The following is a 15,733-nucleotide window of genomic DNA, read 5'->3' on the forward strand; positions in this document are numbered from 1 at the left end:
AGGAGGGGTGCACGCCTAGAACTATAAGACTTCTAAAGAGTCTTCCCTTCGGGTTCGGGAATATGTACCCTTTGAGTACGGATTGAGCGAAGTCAGAGATCATGCTCCGAATCAACCGCGAGACCGATTACGGCGTTGTCATCCTCTCGGCCATGGCACGCCGGCCGGGAGAACGGGTCAACGCCGCGCAGCTGGCGGGCGCCCACGGCCTGCCGCAACCGATGGTTAGCAAGGTCATGAAGCAGCTGGTGCATGCCGGGCTGCTGTGCTCCTACCGCGGCGCCAAGGGCGGCTACGGCCTGGCCCGGCCTCCCGAGCAGATCTCGGTGGCCGAGGTCATCGAGGCCCTCGAGGGGCCGATCGCCTTCACCGAGTGCGTCGAGAGCGGGACCGATAATTGCACGCACGTCGAGGACTGCAATGCCAGCGCCACCTGGTCGCGGATCAGCTCTGTGGTCCGGCAGGCCCTGGCGGCGGTGAGTCTGGCGGAGATGGGCGAGCCGGCCAGCGCGCCGGTGGGGATCTACCCCCGTCAACAGGTTATTGGCCACTGAGCAGCCGGAGGCTTGGGCGACATGTCGAGCAGCAACGAAACCATTGAACGGTTCACCAGCCGGGGCTACGAGGCCGGCTTCTTCACCGATATCGAGCAGGAGTTTGCACCACCGGGGCTCAACGAGGAGACCATCCGGTTCATCTCCGAGAAGAAGGGCGAGCCGGAGTGGATGCTCGAGTGGCGGCTCGAAGCCTACCGCGGCTGGCTGGAGATGGCTGTGCCGCAGTGGCAGAACGTGCAGTTCCCGCCCATCGACTTCCAGGCCATCTCCTACTACGCCGCCCCCAAGCAGGGGCCGAAGAGCCTCGACGAGGTCGACCCGAAGCTGCTCGAGACCTACGAGAAGCTCGGCATTCCGCTGCACGAGCAAAAGATGCTCGCGGGCGTGCAGGAGGAGGGCGAGCCTGCCGAGGGCGCCCGGCGCTCCAACGTGGCGGTGGATGCGGTCTTCGACTCCGTCTCCGTGACCACCACTTTCAAGGACGAGCTGGCCAAGCACGGGGTCATCTTCTGCTCGATCTCCGAAGCGCTGCACGAGTATCCGGAGCTGGTGCGGCAGTACATCGGCAGCGTCGTGCCGCGCAAGGACAACTTCTTCGCCGCGTTGAACTCGGCGGTCTTCTCGGACGGCTCTTTCGTCTACATCCCCGAGGGCGTGGAGTGCCCCATGGAGCTGTCCACCTACTTCCGCATCAACGCCGGGCATACCGGGCAGTTCGAGCGGACCCTGATCATTGCCGAGAAAGGCAGTTCGGTCTCCTACCTGGAGGGCTGCACCGCGCCGCAGCGTGACGAGAACCAGCTGCATGCCGCCGTGGTCGAGCTTTACGCCCACGACGATGCGCAGATCAAGTACTCCACGGTTCAGAACTGGTACCCCGGCGACGAGAACGGCGTCGGCGGCGTCTACAACTTCGTGACCAAGCGCGGCCTGTGCGCCGGTAAGCGCTCGAAGATCTCCTGGACCCAGGTGGAGACCGGTTCGGCGATCACCTGGAAGTACCCGAGCTGCGTGCTCAAGGGCGACGACTCCATCGGCGAGTTCTACTCGGTGGCGGTGACCCGCGGCCGTCAGCAGGCGGATACCGGCACCAAGATGATCCACATCGGCAACAACACCCGCAGCCACATCATCTCCAAGGGGATCTCGGCGGACTACGGCCAGCAGAGCTATCGTGGCCTGGTCAAGGTGCTGCCCACGGCGAGCAATGCCCGCAACTACTCGCAGTGTGACTCCATGCTCATGAGTTCCCACTGCGGCGCCCACACGTTCCCGTACATCGACATCCAGAACCCCAGCGCACAGCTCGAGCACGAGGCGACCACCTCGAAGATCGGCGATGACCAGATCTTCTACTGCAAGCAGCGCGGCATCAGCGAGGAGGACGCGGTCTCCATGATCGTCAACGGTTTCTGCAAGGAGGTCTTCCAGGAGCTGCCCATGGAGTTCGCCGTCGAGGCGCAGAAGCTGCTCGAGGTCACCCTCGAGGACAGCGTCGGATAAGACAGATTCCCAGGAGAAGCGGACCATGCTGAAGATCAACAACCTCCACGCCAGCGTCGAGACGACGGAGATCCTCAAGGGCATCGACTTCGAGATGGGCCCCGGCGAGGTGCACGCCATCATGGGGCCCAACGGGTCGGGCAAGAGCACCCTGTCCAAGGTGCTCGCCGGCGATGAGAGCTACGAGGTCACCGACGGCGCGGTGACCTTCGAGGGGCAGGATCTGTTCGAGATGGAGCCCGAGGAGCGGGCCCGGGCCGGGGTCTTTCTCGGCTTCCAGTACCCGGTGGAGATCCCCGGGGTGAGCAACAGCTACTTCCTCAAGGCGGCGGTCAACGCCGCCCGTGAGGCCCGGGGTGAGGGCGAGATCGACCCGGTCAGCTTCCTCAAGATGGCCCGCGAGCGGGCGCAGTGGGTCAAGCTTGACGAGTCGCTTCTCAACCGACCGGTCAACGCCGGCTTCTCCGGCGGCGAGAAGAAGCGCAACGAGATCTTCCACATGGCCATGCTCGAGCCGCGGCTGTGTATCCTCGACGAGACCGATTCCGGGCTGGACATCGACGCCCTGCGCGCTGTGGCCGACGGCGTGAACAGCATGCGCGACCCGCAGCGCTCGTTTTTGATCATCACCCACTACCAGCGCCTGCTCAGCTACATCGTGCCGGACTACGTGCACGTCATGGTCAACGGGCGCATCGTGCGCTCCGGCGGCAAGGAGCTGGCCGAGGAGCTGGAGCGCACCGGCTACGCCCTGTTCGAGGACGAGGAGGCTGCCTGACATGGGAGCGGTGGAAGAGCTCAAGAGTCACCCGCGCGCGGTCTTCGACGACCTCGCCGACCCGGGACCGGCCTGGCTGGCCGAGCGTCGTCGCGCGGCCATGGCCACCTTCGACGCCCACGGCTTCCCGACCCGGCGCTGGGAGGCGTGGAAGCACATCGACCTGACCCCGGTGCTGCGCAGCGACTTTCGCCCGCCGCAGGGCCCGGGCGAGGTAGACGACGGCCTGGCGGGGCGGCTTGATCAACTTCTCCCGCCCGGCGATGGGCCCCGGCTGGTCTTCGTTGATGGGCAGCTGGATCCGGCGCGTTCGGATTACGCCAAGCTGCCCGCCGGGGTCTCGGTGCGCCCCCTGAGCGAGGCGCTGGCCGAGGAACCCGCCTGGCTGCAGACGCATCTGGCCGCCCACGCCGACCCGGCCAACAGCCCGTTCATCGCCCTGAACACCGCTTTGATGGGCGAGGGAGTGGCCGTGCAGGTGGCCCGCGGGGCGATGGTCGAGGCGCCGCTGCTCATCGTCTGCTACACCAGCGCTGCCACTGCCGGCCACGCCGTCTACCCGCGTGTGATCGTCCACGGCGAGGAGGCCAGCCACCTGCGTGTGGTGGAGTACCATAGCGGTGATCCGCAGGCGGCCTACCTCAGCTGTCCGGTCACCGAGCTCATCGCCGATGCCGGCGCCCAGGTGGATCTGACCCGGATCAGCGAGGAGGGCGACGCCGGCTGCCAGCTGGGGGCGGTCAGCGGCACCGCTGCCCGCGATGCCCGGGTCGGCGCCCACTCCTTTGTCTGGGGCGGCGACAAGGTGCGTGTGGACATCGAGGCGACCGTACAAGGCGATAACGGCGAGGGGGATCTCACCGGCATCCACCTCAGCGACGGCCAGCGCTTCGTCGACCACCACACCTGGGTCCACCACGACGCCGAGCACACGCGCAGTCGCCAGGTCTTCAAGGGCGTGCTCGACGGGCGCTCGGAGACCGTCTTCGACGGCCTGATCAAGGTCCATCCGGGGGCGCAGAAGACCGACGCCGAGCAGGAGAACCGCAACCTGATCCTCAGCCCGCGGGCGCTGGCCCACTCCAATCCGCGCCTGGAGATCTTCGCCGACGACGTGCGCTGCACCCACGGCTCCACGGTGGGCGAGCTCGATGAGCAGGCGCTGTTCTACATGCGCGCCCGCGGCATCGATCCCGTCGTGGCCAAGAGCCTGCTGACCTACGCCTTCGTCGCCGAGGTGGTGGAGACCGTGCGTTGCCCGCAGGCCGCCGCGTACGAGCGTGCGCTCCTGCGCCGGTTCCTGCCGGGCGGCGAGCAACTGGAGGGTTTTGAGGCATGAGCATGGTCGAGGAGGCGACCCGCCCGGGGGCGGTGGATGTGGACCGGCTGCGCGCCGACTTCCCCGTGCTCCGCCGCGAGGTCAACGGACGGCCGCTGATCTACCTCGACAGCGCCGCCAGTGCGCAGAAGCCGCAGTCGGTGATCGATGCCGAACTCGGCTGCTATCAGCACTACTACGCCAACGTCCATCGCGGGGTGCACACCCTCTCCCAGGAAGCGACCACGGCCTTCGAGGGGGCGCGGACCGAGGCCCAGTGCTTCCTCAACGCCCCCAGCGAGCGGGAGGTCATCTTCCTGCGCGGGGTCACCGAGGCGATCAATCTGGTGGCGCACAGCTTCGTCGCGCCCCGGGTCGGGCCGGGGGATGAGATCCTCGTCACCCACATGGAGCACCACTCGAACATCGTTCCCTGGCAGCTGGTCTGCGAGCGGACCGGTGCCACCCTGCGGGTGGTGCCCATCGACGACAACGGCGACGTGGATCTGGAAACGGTGCGCGGCATGATCCATGAGCGCACCCGGCTGGTCAGCGTGGTCCACGTCTCCAACGCCCTCGGTACCGTCAACCCGGTGGCGGAGATCGCCGCCATGGCCCGGGCCGAAGGGGTGCCCGTGCTCCTGGACGGGGCGCAGGCCGCTCCCCATCTGCCGGTGGACGTCCAGGAGCTGGGGGTCGACTTCTACGCCTTCTCGGGCCACAAGGCCTACGGGCCTACCGGCATCGGCGTCCTGTGGGGCCGCTATGAGCACCTGGCCGGGATGGTGCCGTATCAGGGCGGGGGCGACATGATCCGCCACGTCTCCTTCGAGGGCACCGAGTACGCCGAGCCGCCGGCGCGCTTCGAGGCGGGGACGCCGAATATCGCCGGCGCCATCGGCCTGGGCGAGGCACTGCGCTATATCGAGGCCATCGGGCGCGAACGGATCGCCGCTCGGGAGGAAGAACTGGTCGGCCACGCGGCCGAGGCCATCGCCGCGGTGCCGGGGGTGCAGCTCATCGGCCGGCCGCAGCGTCGGGCCGGGGCCGTCTCCTTCATCATGGAGGGGACGCACCCCAACGACGTGGCCATGCTCTTGGACGAGCAGGGGATCGCCATCCGCGCCGGTCACCACTGCGCCCAGCCGCTGATGGAGCGCTACGGCGTGCCGGCCACGGCACGGGCGTCGTTCGGCGTCTACAACACCCACGACGAGGTGGAGAGCCTGGTGGTGGCCCTGGAGAAGGTCCGCCGCCTGTTCGGCTGACCGACGCGGCCGGGGCGGTGGCGCCGGCGCCCCGGCCGGTGGCGGCTATGGCTCGTAGAGCATCCGCACCGCCCCCCAGTGTTTGCCCCGGACCTGGATCGGGGCGGAGACGTCGCGGATCAACTCGAAGCGGCCACCGCCCATGTCCCGCCGGTAGGTCTGCAGCAGGAAGGGTTTCTCGTTGCGCGCCGCCGACTGTGCGGTGCGGTCCTCCCAGATGCGCCGCTGCCGGGCGTGGCGGGCGTTCCACTGTGGGTCGCCGGGACGCTGCGGGTGCGAGACGTGGCGATTGTGGGTGGGGATGTAGCCCCGGTTGTCGATGACGAAACACCCGGAGATGTGCGCATCCTCCAGTGGCGGCTCCTGGAGCTCGGGCAGGACCCGATCGGTGAAGGCCACGAACCGCGTCTCATACTGCTGTGGGTCGGTCCCCGGGACCTCGCGGTAGTCGCGGTCGAAGAGGTCTGCCTCGCTGATCTCGCCTTCGCGGATGGCCGCCTCGAAGCGCTCCGACACCTGCCGCGCGACCTCCATGACCCGGACGATGTATGGGGTGTCCTCGGTCTCGACGTCCGAGGCGTTGGCCAGGTTCATCAGCTCCTCGGTGAAAGCGAGGAAGCGGTCGATCTGGGCCCGGCCGCGCTCGAGGTCAGAGTGGGAGGCCTCCAGCTCGGCGGTGTTGTGGTCGAAGCGCTCGATGGTGTGCTCGCTCTGCGTGTCGATCTCCTGGACCGCCTCGGCGATCCGCGCCGATTCGGCATCCACCGACGCCATGGACTGCTCGAGCTGCTCGAACAGGCTCTGCATCTGCCCCGTGGTCTGCTCCACCCGCTGCGCCCGGCGCGTGCTGTGGTGGCCGATGGCGATCAGCTCCTGGGTCTGCTCGGTGAGGTTCTGCAGGGTGCGGTCCATGTCCCCGGTGGCCTCGCTGGTCTGGGCGGCCAGGGACTTGACCTGCTCGGCCACCACGGCGAACCCCTGGCCGGCATCGCCGGCACGGGCTGCCTCGATGGACGCATTGAGGGCGAGCAGGTTGGTCTGCTTGGCGATGGCGCCGATCCCCCGCGCCACCTTGGTGACCCGCTGCATCGCCTCGTTGAGATGCTCCAGGTCGCTCTCGATCTCGCGCACCGAGGTGCTCAGCCCGGCGATCCGCTGCAGAGCATCGCGGATGCGGTCTTCGGAGCGGCGCATGTCGGCCCGCGCTGCACCGGAGACGTGCTGGGCGTTACGGGCCGCCGCGTCGACGACCTTGTTCGCCTCGGACAGGCGCTGGCACGACTCGCGCAGCTCCTGGAACAACCGCGCCTCGCGCTCCATCTGCGCGGCGGTGTCGTCCACGTTGCCGTGCACGTCGGAGACCTCCAGGCCCAGCTGGCTGGTCTCCTCCGAGACGCCGCGGATGGCCTGCGCCAGGGCGTGCTCCCGGGCGTCCCGTCCGGTATCCGCCCGGGGAGCGCCGGAGCGCCCCGGTAGGAAGCCACGGCCCCTCAAGAAATCGATGAACGCCATACCCGCTGCTCCGTCGCTATCGTTCACTCGCCGCCGTAGATCACCCGCAGGCAGCCCCGGACCTGCCCCCCGGCCTGCACCGGTGCGCTGATCTCCTGGACCACCGGCCCCGCGCCGCCGTACTGCAGCCGGTAGGTCTGCAGCAGGTACGGCTCGCGGCTGCGCAGGGCCGAGCGGGTGGGGCGGTCGTCGAGCCGCTGTCCCTGCAGAGCATCGCGCAGGCCGGTCGCGCCGCCCGGCGGCACGGTGGCCGCAAGGCAGTGCCCCTCGGCGTCGCAGATCAGGGCGGCGCGTACGCCGGTTTCTCCCTCGACGAGCTGCTCGAGAGCGGAGCGCGCCTGGGCGGCGATCTGTTCGGCGCCGGCCTCGGCCGGCAGCGTCTCGCCCAGTTCCGCGGCGATCCGGCGGATCCGCCGGATCAGCCGCGTGTCCCGGGTCTCCACCCCGTCGACGGCGGTGCGCCGGATCAGCTCGTGGGCGTGGCGACTGATCTTCTCGGCACGCTGGTCGGCGGCCTGCAGCGTGTCGGTGGCCCGGCGCACGGTGTCGGCCAGCTCTTCGAGCCCCTCGACGGTGCGCCGGCAGTAGTGGTCGATGGTATGCACCGACTCGCGGACGCGGCCCGAGTCGGTGTCGATATCGGCCATGGCGCTGCCGGCGGTCTCCATGATCTCCTGGATCGCCTCGGTGCCGTCGCGCACCGCCTCGGCCTGCAGCGTGCTTTCGCCGCCTTTCTGGACCAGGCGGTCGATGATGTGGGTCAGCTCGTCGAGGATGGTGTGGATGTCATCGGTGGCGTCGGCGGTCTGCTTGGCCAGCGCCTTGACGTGCTCGGCCACCACGGCGAAGCCGCGGCCGACCTCGCCGGCCCGGTTGGCCTCGATGGTGGCGTTGAGCGCGAGCAGGTTGGTCTGCTTGGCGATGGTGGCGATCTCGCTGGAGACCTTCGAAACGCCCTGCAGCGCCTCGTTGAGGGCACCGAGCTGGCGTTCCACCCGCGTCACCGACTCGGCCAGCTCGCGGATCTCCTCCAGCGCCTTCTGGATCCGGGCCCGTGAGTGCTCCACGTTGCTGCCGGCCTCGGTGGCCACCTGCTGGGCGCGGTCGACGGCCTGGTGGACCACCTCGTTGCTGCGGGCCATGCTGCGGGCGTTGGTGCGCAGGTCGCTGAACGACTCATTCTGCCGCTCGAAGGCGGCGGCCAGGGCGTTGAGGACCTCGGTGATCTGCACCGCCTCAATGCCGATCGCCGAACTGCGCTCGGCCACCTGCTCGGCAACCTCCTGGCGCGAGCGGGTGACCGCGCGGGCGTCGGGGTGTGCGTGTTCCGGGGGCGTGGCCATGCGTTCTTTCCTGGCTGTGGGTGCCGCGCGGGTGCGGATCCCGCCAACGGGCCGCGGTGCCCGCGCGTGCCCCTTATAGCGTGGCGGCTGTCCGGCCGTAAAGCGTCGCGCCGGGTTCCGCCCGGCTCTGGTATCCTTGGCGGCAGCAAAGCCCGGTTCTGTAACGAGGCCCTCGAATGATGCGATGGCGGAAGCTCTCCGCGCTGCCGGCACTGGTCTGCCTGGCGCCGCTGGCCTGCTATGTGCCTCCTGATGACGGCATTGCCGATGGCGGTGGCGACGCGCGCACGCAGGCCGAAGCGCCCCGGCAGGACGACCGGGATGAGGCACAGCAGGAGCAGGGTGGCTGGTGGTCGCAGCCGCAGCCGCAGCCGCAGCAGGAGCCGGAGCAGGAACAGGGGGGCTGGTGGTCGCAGCCACAGTCCGACGCCCGGCAGGAGACCCGGGGCGGTGCCGATGAGATCGCGGCGCTGGCGCAGCAGGCGCGGGAGGCCTACGAGAGGCGCGACTACGACCGGGCGGTACAGCACCTGGAGCAGGCCCTGGACCAGGCGCCGGAGCGGGCGGTGCTGTGGCAGAACCTGGCGGCGGTGCGCTACCAGCAGGGGCACCACCAGCGGGCCGAGGAGCTGGCCCTGCGCGCCGTAGACACCGGCGGCGACGACCTCGCCGTGATGCGCGAGGCGTGGTGGCTGGTGGCGGCGGCGCGCATGGAGCGCGGTGACCGGGGCGGCGCCCGGGACGCGGCCTCCTCGGCGCGAAGCTTCGGTGATACCGGAGACGGTGGCCTTGGCCGATTCTAGGCCGCCCGGGGGAGCCTTCGCCCGGGCCGTGGTCGCCGAACTCGATGTCGGCGGGGCGGTCAGCCGGGCCATCGAAGGGTTCGCCGCGCGCCCGGGGCAGCTGCAGCTTGGCGCCGCGGTGGCCGACACGCTAGCCGACGGCGAGGTGCTGGTGGCCGAGGCGGGCACCGGTATCGGCAAGACCTACGCCTACCTGGTGCCCACGCTCCTCGACGGCCGCCGGGTGATCATCTCCACCGGCACCCGGACCCTGCAGGATCAGCTCTTCCACCGCGATCTGCCCCGGGTGCGGGCGGCGCTGCAGGGCGCATCCCCGCAGCCGATGCGCACCGCCCTGCTCAAGGGGCGGGCCAACTACCTGTGCCGTTACCGGCTGCAGCGGGCCGTGGAGGAAGGGCCGTTCACCGCCCCCGACGAGGTCGCGGCCATCCAGACGGCGGCGGAGTGGGCGCGGGCGACGGACAGCGGCGACCTGGCCGAGGCGCCGCAGGGCGTCGAGGGGGTGGCCGAGCGCATCACCGCCACGCCCGAGCGCTGTCTCGGTCAGGGTTGCCCGGCCTACGACACGTGCTTCTTCTACGAGGCTCGCCGGCGTGCCCACGAGGCCGACGTGCTGGTGGTCAACCACCACCTGCTGCTGGCCGACTGGGCGGTGAAGGATGCCGGCTACGGGGCCGTGCTGCCCGAGGCGGAAGCGGTGATCCTCGACGAGGCCCACCTGCTCCCGGACACGGCCGCGCGTTTCTTCGGTCACTCGGTCTCGGCGCGGGCGATCCGCGATCTGGTTCGCGATGTGCGTATCGCCGACCGGCGCGAAGCGGGCGACATGCCGGATTTGCGCGCGGCCATCGATACCCTGGAGGCGGCGGTCGCCGGGCTGCGCCTGGCCCTGGAAGGGGGGGAGCAGCGGGATGCCTGGTACACGGTGGCCGAATCGGGGGGCGCCGAGGCGGCCGAAGCCCTGCGCGGGGCAGCGGCTGGCCTGCAGCAAGCCCTCGCTCTGGTGGCCGAGCGTGGCCCCGAGCTGGAGGCGTGCCACCGGCGCGCCGGTGAGCTGGAGGAGGCCCTCGGCTGCTTCCTCGCCCCCGCGGAGGGCGAGGTCCAGTGGTACGAGACCCGCGGGCGGGGTTTCGCCCTGCACCGGACACCCCTGGATGTGGGCGGCAGTTTTCGCCGGCACATGGAGCGGGAGGCCGATGCCTGGGTTCTGCTCTCGGCCACGCTGGCGGTGGGTAGCTCCTTCGCTGCGTTCCGGGGCCGCCTCGGGCTGGCCGATACGGTGCGCACCGAGCAGCTGCCCAGTCCGTTCGACTACGCCGGCCAGTCCCTGCTCTACTGCCCCAGCGGGCTCCCGTTGCCCAACCAGGCGGGGTACGATCAGGCGGTGGTGGCGCGGGCCCGCGAGGTGATCGACTGCACGCCGGGCGGGGTGTTCCTGCTGTTCACCAGTCATCGGGCCCTGCGCCTGGCCCGCGAGCAGCTGGAGACGGCCCTGAGGCGACCGCTGCTGGTCCAGGGCGATGCCCCGCAGGGGCGGCTGCTGGAGGCCTTCGCCCAAGCCGGCGACGCCGTCCTGCTGGGTACGGCGAGCTTCTGGCAGGGGGTGGACATCCGCGGGGCGGCGCTCTCGGCGGTGATCATCGACCGCCTGCCGTTCGCCGCCCCGGGAGATCCGGTGACCGCCGCCCGGCAGCGCGCGGTAGAGGATGCCGGCGGGGTGGCGTTTCGCGATATCCTCTTACCCGAGGCGGTCATCGCCCTGAAACAGGGGGCCGGGCGCCTGATCCGCGACGACGCCGACCGCGGCGTGCTGATGATTGCGGACCCGCGCCTGCTCGGCAAACCCTACGGCCGACTGTTCCGCAACAGCCTGCCGGCGATGCCGCTGACCCGCCGTGTCGAGGATGTGAAGGCCTTCTGGGAGGGCGTGTTATGAGCCTCATCGACCGGATTGCCGAACGCCGACTGGAAGAGGCCGTGGAGCAGGGCGAGCTCCAGGACCTGCCCGGCGCCGGGCAGCCGCTGGAGCTCGATGACGACTCCATGATCCCCGAGCATCTGCGCACCGCCTACCGGGTGCTCAAGAACGCCAACTGCATCCCACCGGAGTTGGCCGAGCGCCAGGAGATCCGCAGCCTCGAGGACCTCATCGACGCCCTCTACGCCGATGCCTCCGCCGAGGCGGCGGAGCAGCGCAGCCAGGCCGAGCGGCGGCTGTCGCTGCTGCGCGCCCGGCTCGAGCGCAGCGGCCACGACGCCGATGCCCTGTACGTCGCCGAGCAGGGCTACCGGGATCGGTTGCTGAGGCGTTTCAGCAACGCCGATCCGGAGGACGGCGCCGACTGAGCGAGGCGCTTTTCTCCGTGCAGACCCTTCCCTTCAGTGACAAAGCGAGTACAATGCCCGGTTTACTCAAGTACGTATCAGAAGCCCCGCCGCGGGGCCGATGACTCAACGTAACGGGAATCGCAAGGGCGCATATGGTTACCATTCGACTGGCAAGGGCGGGCGCGAAGAAGCGGCCCTTCTACCACATCGTAGTTACCGAGGCGAAAAAGCCGCGGGACGGCGCCTTCATCGAGCGCCTGGGCTACTTCAACCCCGTGGCCTCGGGGCAGGAGGCGCCGCTGAAGCTGGACGTCGAGCGCTCGAAGGCGTGGATCGCCAAGGGTGCGCAGCCGACGGAGCGTGCGGCTCAGCTGATCCGGCAGGCCGAGCGCGCCGAGCAACCGGCTCAGTAAGCCGGTCCGCGGTCCATGCCGGATCGTGAGCCCAGGCGGGTCGTCGTCGGCCAGATCGTCGGGCTGTTCGGTGTGGCGGGGTGGGTCAAGGTCTACTCCTACACCCAGCCGAAAACCAACCTGTTCACTTACGCCGACTGGGAGCTGGCCACCGCCGACGGCTGGTGGGCTGTCCGGCTCGAGGCGGGGCAGGAGCAGGGAAAAGGCCTGATCGCCCGGGTCGCCGGCATCGATGATCGCGACGAAGCGCGGCAGTGGGTTGGCAGCGACATCGCGGTAGCGCGGGAACTGCTGCCGGAGCCGGACCCCGGTGAATACTACTGGGTCGATCTGCAGGGGCTGGCGGTGCGCACCGTCGACGGCGTCGAGCTGGGGGCTGTCAGCCACCTGTTCGAGACCGGCGCCAACGACGTCATGGTCGTGCGCGGCGAGCGAGAGCGGCTGATCCCGTTTACCCTCGACCACGTCGTTCAGCGGGTCGATCAGCAGGAAGGCGTCATCGAGGTTGACTGGGACCCCGAATTCTAGGCGCATCGACGTCGTCACCGTCTTCCCGGAGATGGTCGAGCAGGTGGCCCGGTTCGGGGTGGTCGGCCGGGCGGCCGAGCGGGGCCTGATCGAGCTGGCTGCGTGGAACCCGCGGGACTACGCAACCGATCGGCACGCCACCGTGGACGACCGGCCCTACGGCGGTGGTCCCGGCATGGTGATGAAGGTCGAGCCGCTGCGCCGGGCTATCCAAGCGGCTCGGGCAGCGGATCCGCGCCCGGCCCGGGTGATTCACCTCAGCCCCCAGGGGGCGCGGCTGGATCAGGACGGGGTGGCGCGCCTGGCGGCCCGCGAGCGGGTGATCTACCTCTGTGGCCGCTACGAGGGCATCGACGAGCGGCTGCTCGAGGCCGAGGTGGACGAGGAGCTGTCCATCGGCGACTACGTACTCAGCGGCGGCGAGCTCGCCGCCATGGTCGCCATCGACGCCACTACGCGGCTGGTCCCGGGGGCGCTCGGGCACGAGGACTCGGCGGCCGAGGACTCCTTCGCCACCGGGCTGCTCGACCATCCGCACTACACCCGCCCGGAGGTCTACGAAGGGCAGGGGGTGCCGGAGGTGCTGCGCTCCGGGGATCACGGGGCGGTGGATACCTGGCGGCTCAAGCAGGCCCTGGGGCGGACGTGGCTGCGTCGCCCGGATCTGCTCGCCGGGCGGGAGCTGGACGAGCGGCAGCGCCGCTTGCTGGATGAATTCATCGTCGAGCACCGCGCAGGGGCGCGGGCCGGCAACGATCACGAAGAAACGTAGAACCGAGGGGAATCGTCATGAACGTCATCGACGAACTGGAGCGCGAGCAGATCGAGGCGTGCAAGCACACGGTGCCGGAGTTCGCCCCGGGCGACACCGTGCTGGTGCAGGTGTGGGTGCGTGAGGGCGGTCGCGAGCGCGTCCAGCCCTTCGAGGGTGTCGTCATCGCCAAGCGCAAGCGCGGCCTGAACTCCTCGTTCACCCTGCGCAAGACCTCCCACGGCGAGGGCGTCGAGCGGGTCTTCCAGACCTACAGCCCGCAGATCGAGAGCATCAAGGTCAAGCGCCGCGGCGACGTGCGCCAGGCCAAGCTCTACCACCTGCGCGAGCTCAGCGGCAAGGCGGCGCGCATCAAGGAGAAGATCAACTAAGGGCTTCGATTGCCCGGCTCATCCGGCTGGCGGCGGGCTCGTGGGCGGTATCGCGCACGGACTCCGCCGCCCGCTCCGGATTGTCCAGGATCCGTTCCCGGGTCTCCTCGGCCAGGGCGCGGGCTTCCTCCCGATCTCGTGGCACCTCGCCGGTGGCCGAATCCGGCCCCGAGGCGTTGACCGCCACCGGGTCGCTGGCGCGCACCGACTCCGCATCCCGGTTGCCGGCCGCCTCGGTGCGCTCCTCCCGGATCCGTTCCGTCCCCGTTGTCTCCCCGTCCCGTTCCGGGCGCAGGGCCTCCTGGCGACGCTGCTCGGCAGCGTGCTCGGCGTGGTGGGGGCGGATCGCTTCGTGGCTGGCCGTGGCAGGGTCGATCTCGGTCATGGCTGCCTCCGTCGTTCCATCCCCTGAAGATAGCACGCGGGCAGCGGCTCGGTTCGGAGGTTGCCGGAGCGGGTATTGTCAGGCGCGCGTGATGCGCCGGGAGCGGTCGCTGGCGGTGTAGCCGCCGTGGGTGCCGTAGGTGAGTTCATCGGCCCGCTCGTGGGCGCCGGTGGCCAGGTCGAGCAGGCGCCGGGTATGGTCGAGGTTGCGGTGGATGAGGCGGCCATTGGCCTCGTTGCGGGCCTGGATGGTGCGCAGCAACTGCTCCAGCTCGCCCCAGGCGGAGCGCAGCGACTCCGGTGCAGTACGCAACACCGCCCGCACGCCAGCGGTCCCCGTCGGATAGCCGGCTTCGGTGAGAACCCGCCGCAGCTGCTGCTCGGCCTCTTCCAGGGCCTCGACCTGGGCGCCCTTGCGGCGCAGGAGTTCGTCGAAGCCGTTCAGGTCCCGGTCGATCAGTTGCCGGGCCTCGGCCTCGAGGGTGGCGGCGAGTTCCCCGGCGCGCGCCTGGCAGCGCTCGACGCGCACGGCCAGGCGCTGCGCCAGCTCCGCGTCCAGCGTCTGGCGCGGAAAGCGGTCAGAGCGGCCGTGCTCCGCCGGCGTCATCACGACTCGACCAGCGCCTCAAGCTCAGCGAACTTCTTGGCGACTTTCTCGGCGTCCACCGGGTAGTCGCCGTTGGCGATCCGCTCCTTGATGGCTTCGACCCGATCCCGGTCGACTTCCGGGGTTTGGTCGATGCGTTCGCGGACCGTCTGCAGTCGTTCCGAGGTCTCGGCCTCGTCGGCGCCGCCTGCGCCCCGGGGCGGGGCGTTCGACGCCTCGTCGGCGCCGCCGCTCTTCGGGCCCTTGCCCGGCTGGGCGGTCGCGGGTCCGACGGGGCGCGGACCCCCTCCTTCGATCGGATTGGACATCGGGCTCTCCTCAAAACCTTTCCTATGCGGGCTGCAGCGCCGCTCCCTGGCCTGCATGGACCCGTGCTATCCGTATCTATCGGCGGCCCGGGCAGGAACTTGAGTCCTGGTTCCGGTTACTGTGACCCAGGTTGCCACTGACGGCAACTCCCGCCGCCTGCGGCCTAATCGCCGACCCGGACCTGGCCCTCGCCGACGACCCGTGCCTGGATCTCCCGTCCGGAGTCCAGGTTCTCCACCCGGATCCGGTCGCCTTTCTGGCCGTGCTCCAGGGCGCGGCCACGGCTGCTGATCTGGATGGCATCGCCCCGGCCGGCGGCGATGGTGACCCGGTCGTTGCGCTCGACCAGCGTCGGGGGCTGCACGTGGTTGCCGGTCACGGCCACCCCCTCGCGCAGGCTCCGGCGTACCTCCTGGCCGACCAGATCGCCGGCGTCGCGGTAGAACTCGCCGCGGACCCGGCGCGCATCCCGCGTAGCGGTGCGCAGATCCGCCGCCGCGAGCCGCTGTCCGCGGCGCAAGCTGCGTCCGGCCACCACCATCTCCGTCTTCAAGGTGGTTTCCATGCGCACGTAAACGGTCCAGGGTGCCTCTCCGCTGCAGCGCACCCCCACGGTACCGGCTTGGTGGGGGCTGCGCCCGCGGGGGATGAACCCCTCCAGCTCGCCGTCACACGCACGCAGTTTCAACCGGCCGTCCACCCCGCGGGCCTCGACCTCCACCTCGTCGTACTCCCCGGCCAGCGCCTCGCGCAGGAACACCTCCGCCGTCTCACGGATGGCCTCCGGCGACTGGGTGCTGGCCTGCGCCGCCGCCGGGGCCAGGACCGTCAGCGCCAACAATACGACGGCCAGGCGCCAGGCGGGCGACGGTCGCGCACTGCGCCCGACCCTGCGGGCGGGGGTGGCGCCGGCGGGTCTGCTCATCGGTCCGCGCGCAA

Annotated in this window: 18 protein-coding genes; 12 read left to right on the plus strand and 6 right to left on the minus strand. The window is 70.0% G+C overall.

Annotated elements, in window-relative coordinates; all coding sequences use genetic code 11:
* Window positions 1-101 precede the first annotated feature (101 nt).
* From LRA98_RS04840 to LRA98_RS04860, 5 genes are read left to right on the plus strand one after another with little or no spacing between them, the layout of a single operon-like run.
* Window positions 102-554, plus strand: coding sequence for an SUF system Fe-S cluster assembly regulator (locus LRA98_RS04840; protein ID WP_201242433.1), 453 nt, complete (start codon window positions 102-104; stop codon window positions 552-554).
* Between the two features lie 21 nt (window positions 555-575).
* The gene (gene sufB / locus LRA98_RS04845; RefSeq protein ID WP_201242436.1) at window positions 576-2,060 is read left to right on the plus strand and encodes a Fe-S cluster assembly protein SufB; all 1,485 of its coding nucleotides are present in this window, start codon (window positions 576-578) and stop codon (window positions 2,058-2,060) included.
* Between the two features lie 25 nt (window positions 2,061-2,085).
* Window positions 2,086-2,838, plus strand: coding sequence for a Fe-S cluster assembly ATPase SufC (sufC, locus tag LRA98_RS04850; RefSeq protein WP_201168608.1), 753 nt, complete (start codon window positions 2,086-2,088; stop codon window positions 2,836-2,838).
* 1 nt (window position 2,839) lies between these two features.
* The gene (gene sufD / locus LRA98_RS04855) at window positions 2,840-4,177 is read left to right on the plus strand and encodes a Fe-S cluster assembly protein SufD (RefSeq protein ID WP_238633566.1); all 1,338 of its coding nucleotides are present in this window, start codon (window positions 2,840-2,842) and stop codon (window positions 4,175-4,177) included.
* Window positions 4,174-5,424, plus strand: coding sequence for an aminotransferase class V-fold PLP-dependent enzyme (locus LRA98_RS04860; protein WP_238633565.1), 1,251 nt, complete (start codon window positions 4,174-4,176; stop codon window positions 5,422-5,424). The genes sufD and LRA98_RS04860 overlap by 4 nt, the downstream gene beginning before the upstream one ends.
* Before the next feature lie 45 nt (window positions 5,425-5,469).
* On the opposite strand, the gene LRA98_RS04865 is transcribed toward LRA98_RS04860, so the two are convergent.
* Together LRA98_RS04865 and LRA98_RS04870 are read right to left on the minus strand one after the other, a co-directional pair.
* On the minus strand, window positions 5,470-6,936 hold the full coding sequence (locus LRA98_RS04865) for a methyl-accepting chemotaxis protein (protein ID WP_238633564.1): 1,467 nt from the start codon (window positions 6,934-6,936) through the stop codon (window positions 5,470-5,472).
* A gap of 23 nt (window positions 6,937-6,959) precedes the next feature.
* On the minus strand, window positions 6,960-8,279 hold the full coding sequence (locus LRA98_RS04870; RefSeq protein ID WP_238633563.1) for a methyl-accepting chemotaxis protein: 1,320 nt from the start codon (window positions 8,277-8,279) through the stop codon (window positions 6,960-6,962).
* Between the two features lie 176 nt (window positions 8,280-8,455).
* On the opposite strand from LRA98_RS04870, the gene LRA98_RS04875 reads away from it, so the two are divergent.
* The 7 genes from LRA98_RS04875 (at window position 8,456) to rplS (ending at window position 13,494) form a co-directional block, all read left to right on the plus strand.
* Window positions 8,456-9,082 carry a tetratricopeptide repeat protein gene (locus LRA98_RS04875; protein WP_238633562.1) on the plus strand — a complete coding sequence of 209 codons (627 nt, stop codon included), beginning with the start codon at window positions 8,456-8,458 and terminating at the stop codon, window positions 9,080-9,082.
* A complete protein-coding gene (locus LRA98_RS04880) occupies window positions 9,069-11,018 on the plus strand; it encodes an ATP-dependent DNA helicase (RefSeq protein ID WP_207190278.1) in 1,950 nt (649 codons plus the stop codon). Before LRA98_RS04875 ends, LRA98_RS04880 begins: the two co-directional genes overlap by 14 nt.
* Window positions 11,015-11,428, plus strand: a complete 414-nt coding sequence (locus LRA98_RS04885) for a DnaJ family domain-containing protein (protein ID WP_201168590.1) — start codon at window positions 11,015-11,017, stop codon at window positions 11,426-11,428. The genes LRA98_RS04880 and LRA98_RS04885 overlap by 4 nt, the downstream gene beginning before the upstream one ends.
* Before the next feature lie 134 nt (window positions 11,429-11,562).
* Window positions 11,563-11,823 (plus strand): 30S ribosomal protein S16, encoded by a 261-nt coding sequence (rpsP, locus tag LRA98_RS04890; protein WP_201168587.1) that lies wholly within the window; start codon window positions 11,563-11,565, stop codon window positions 11,821-11,823.
* A 15-nt stretch (window positions 11,824-11,838) separates the two neighbouring features.
* Entirely contained in the window at window positions 11,839-12,351 is a 513-nt protein-coding gene (gene rimM, locus LRA98_RS04895; RefSeq protein ID WP_238633561.1) for a ribosome maturation factor RimM, read from the plus strand.
* Window positions 12,329-13,123 (plus strand): tRNA (guanosine(37)-N1)-methyltransferase TrmD, encoded by a 795-nt coding sequence (trmD, locus tag LRA98_RS04900; protein ID WP_238633560.1) that lies wholly within the window; start codon window positions 12,329-12,331, stop codon window positions 13,121-13,123. The genes rimM and trmD overlap by 23 nt, the downstream gene beginning before the upstream one ends.
* Before the next feature lie 17 nt (window positions 13,124-13,140).
* A complete protein-coding gene (gene rplS / locus LRA98_RS04905) occupies window positions 13,141-13,494 on the plus strand; it encodes a 50S ribosomal protein L19 (protein ID WP_201168579.1) in 354 nt (117 codons plus the stop codon).
* Here rplS and LRA98_RS04910 read toward each other — a convergent pair.
* The 4 genes from LRA98_RS04910 to flgA form a co-directional block, all read right to left on the minus strand.
* Window positions 13,487-13,879: a hypothetical protein gene (locus LRA98_RS04910; protein ID WP_238633559.1), complete on the minus strand. Its 393-nt coding sequence runs from the start codon at window positions 13,877-13,879 to the stop codon at window positions 13,487-13,489. The genes rplS and LRA98_RS04910 overlap by 8 nt on opposite strands.
* A gap of 78 nt (window positions 13,880-13,957) precedes the next feature.
* The gene (locus tag LRA98_RS04915; protein WP_238633558.1) at window positions 13,958-14,485 is read right to left on the minus strand and encodes a flagella synthesis protein FlgN; all 528 of its coding nucleotides are present in this window, start codon (window positions 14,483-14,485) and stop codon (window positions 13,958-13,960) included.
* Entirely contained in the window at window positions 14,485-14,793 is a 309-nt protein-coding gene (gene flgM, locus LRA98_RS04920) for a flagellar biosynthesis anti-sigma factor FlgM (RefSeq protein WP_201168572.1), read from the minus strand. The genes LRA98_RS04915 and flgM overlap by 1 nt, the downstream gene beginning before the upstream one ends.
* Window positions 14,794-14,957: 164 nt before the next feature.
* Window positions 14,958-15,719: a flagellar basal body P-ring formation chaperone FlgA gene (gene flgA / locus LRA98_RS04925; protein WP_238633557.1), complete on the minus strand. Its 762-nt coding sequence runs from the start codon at window positions 15,717-15,719 to the stop codon at window positions 14,958-14,960.
* Window positions 15,720-15,733 lie beyond the last annotated feature (14 nt).

Source organism: Halorhodospira sp. M38 (genome assembly GCF_022227985.1).
Classification (GTDB): Bacteria; Pseudomonadota; Gammaproteobacteria; order Nitrococcales; family Halorhodospiraceae; genus Halorhodospira; species Halorhodospira halophila_A.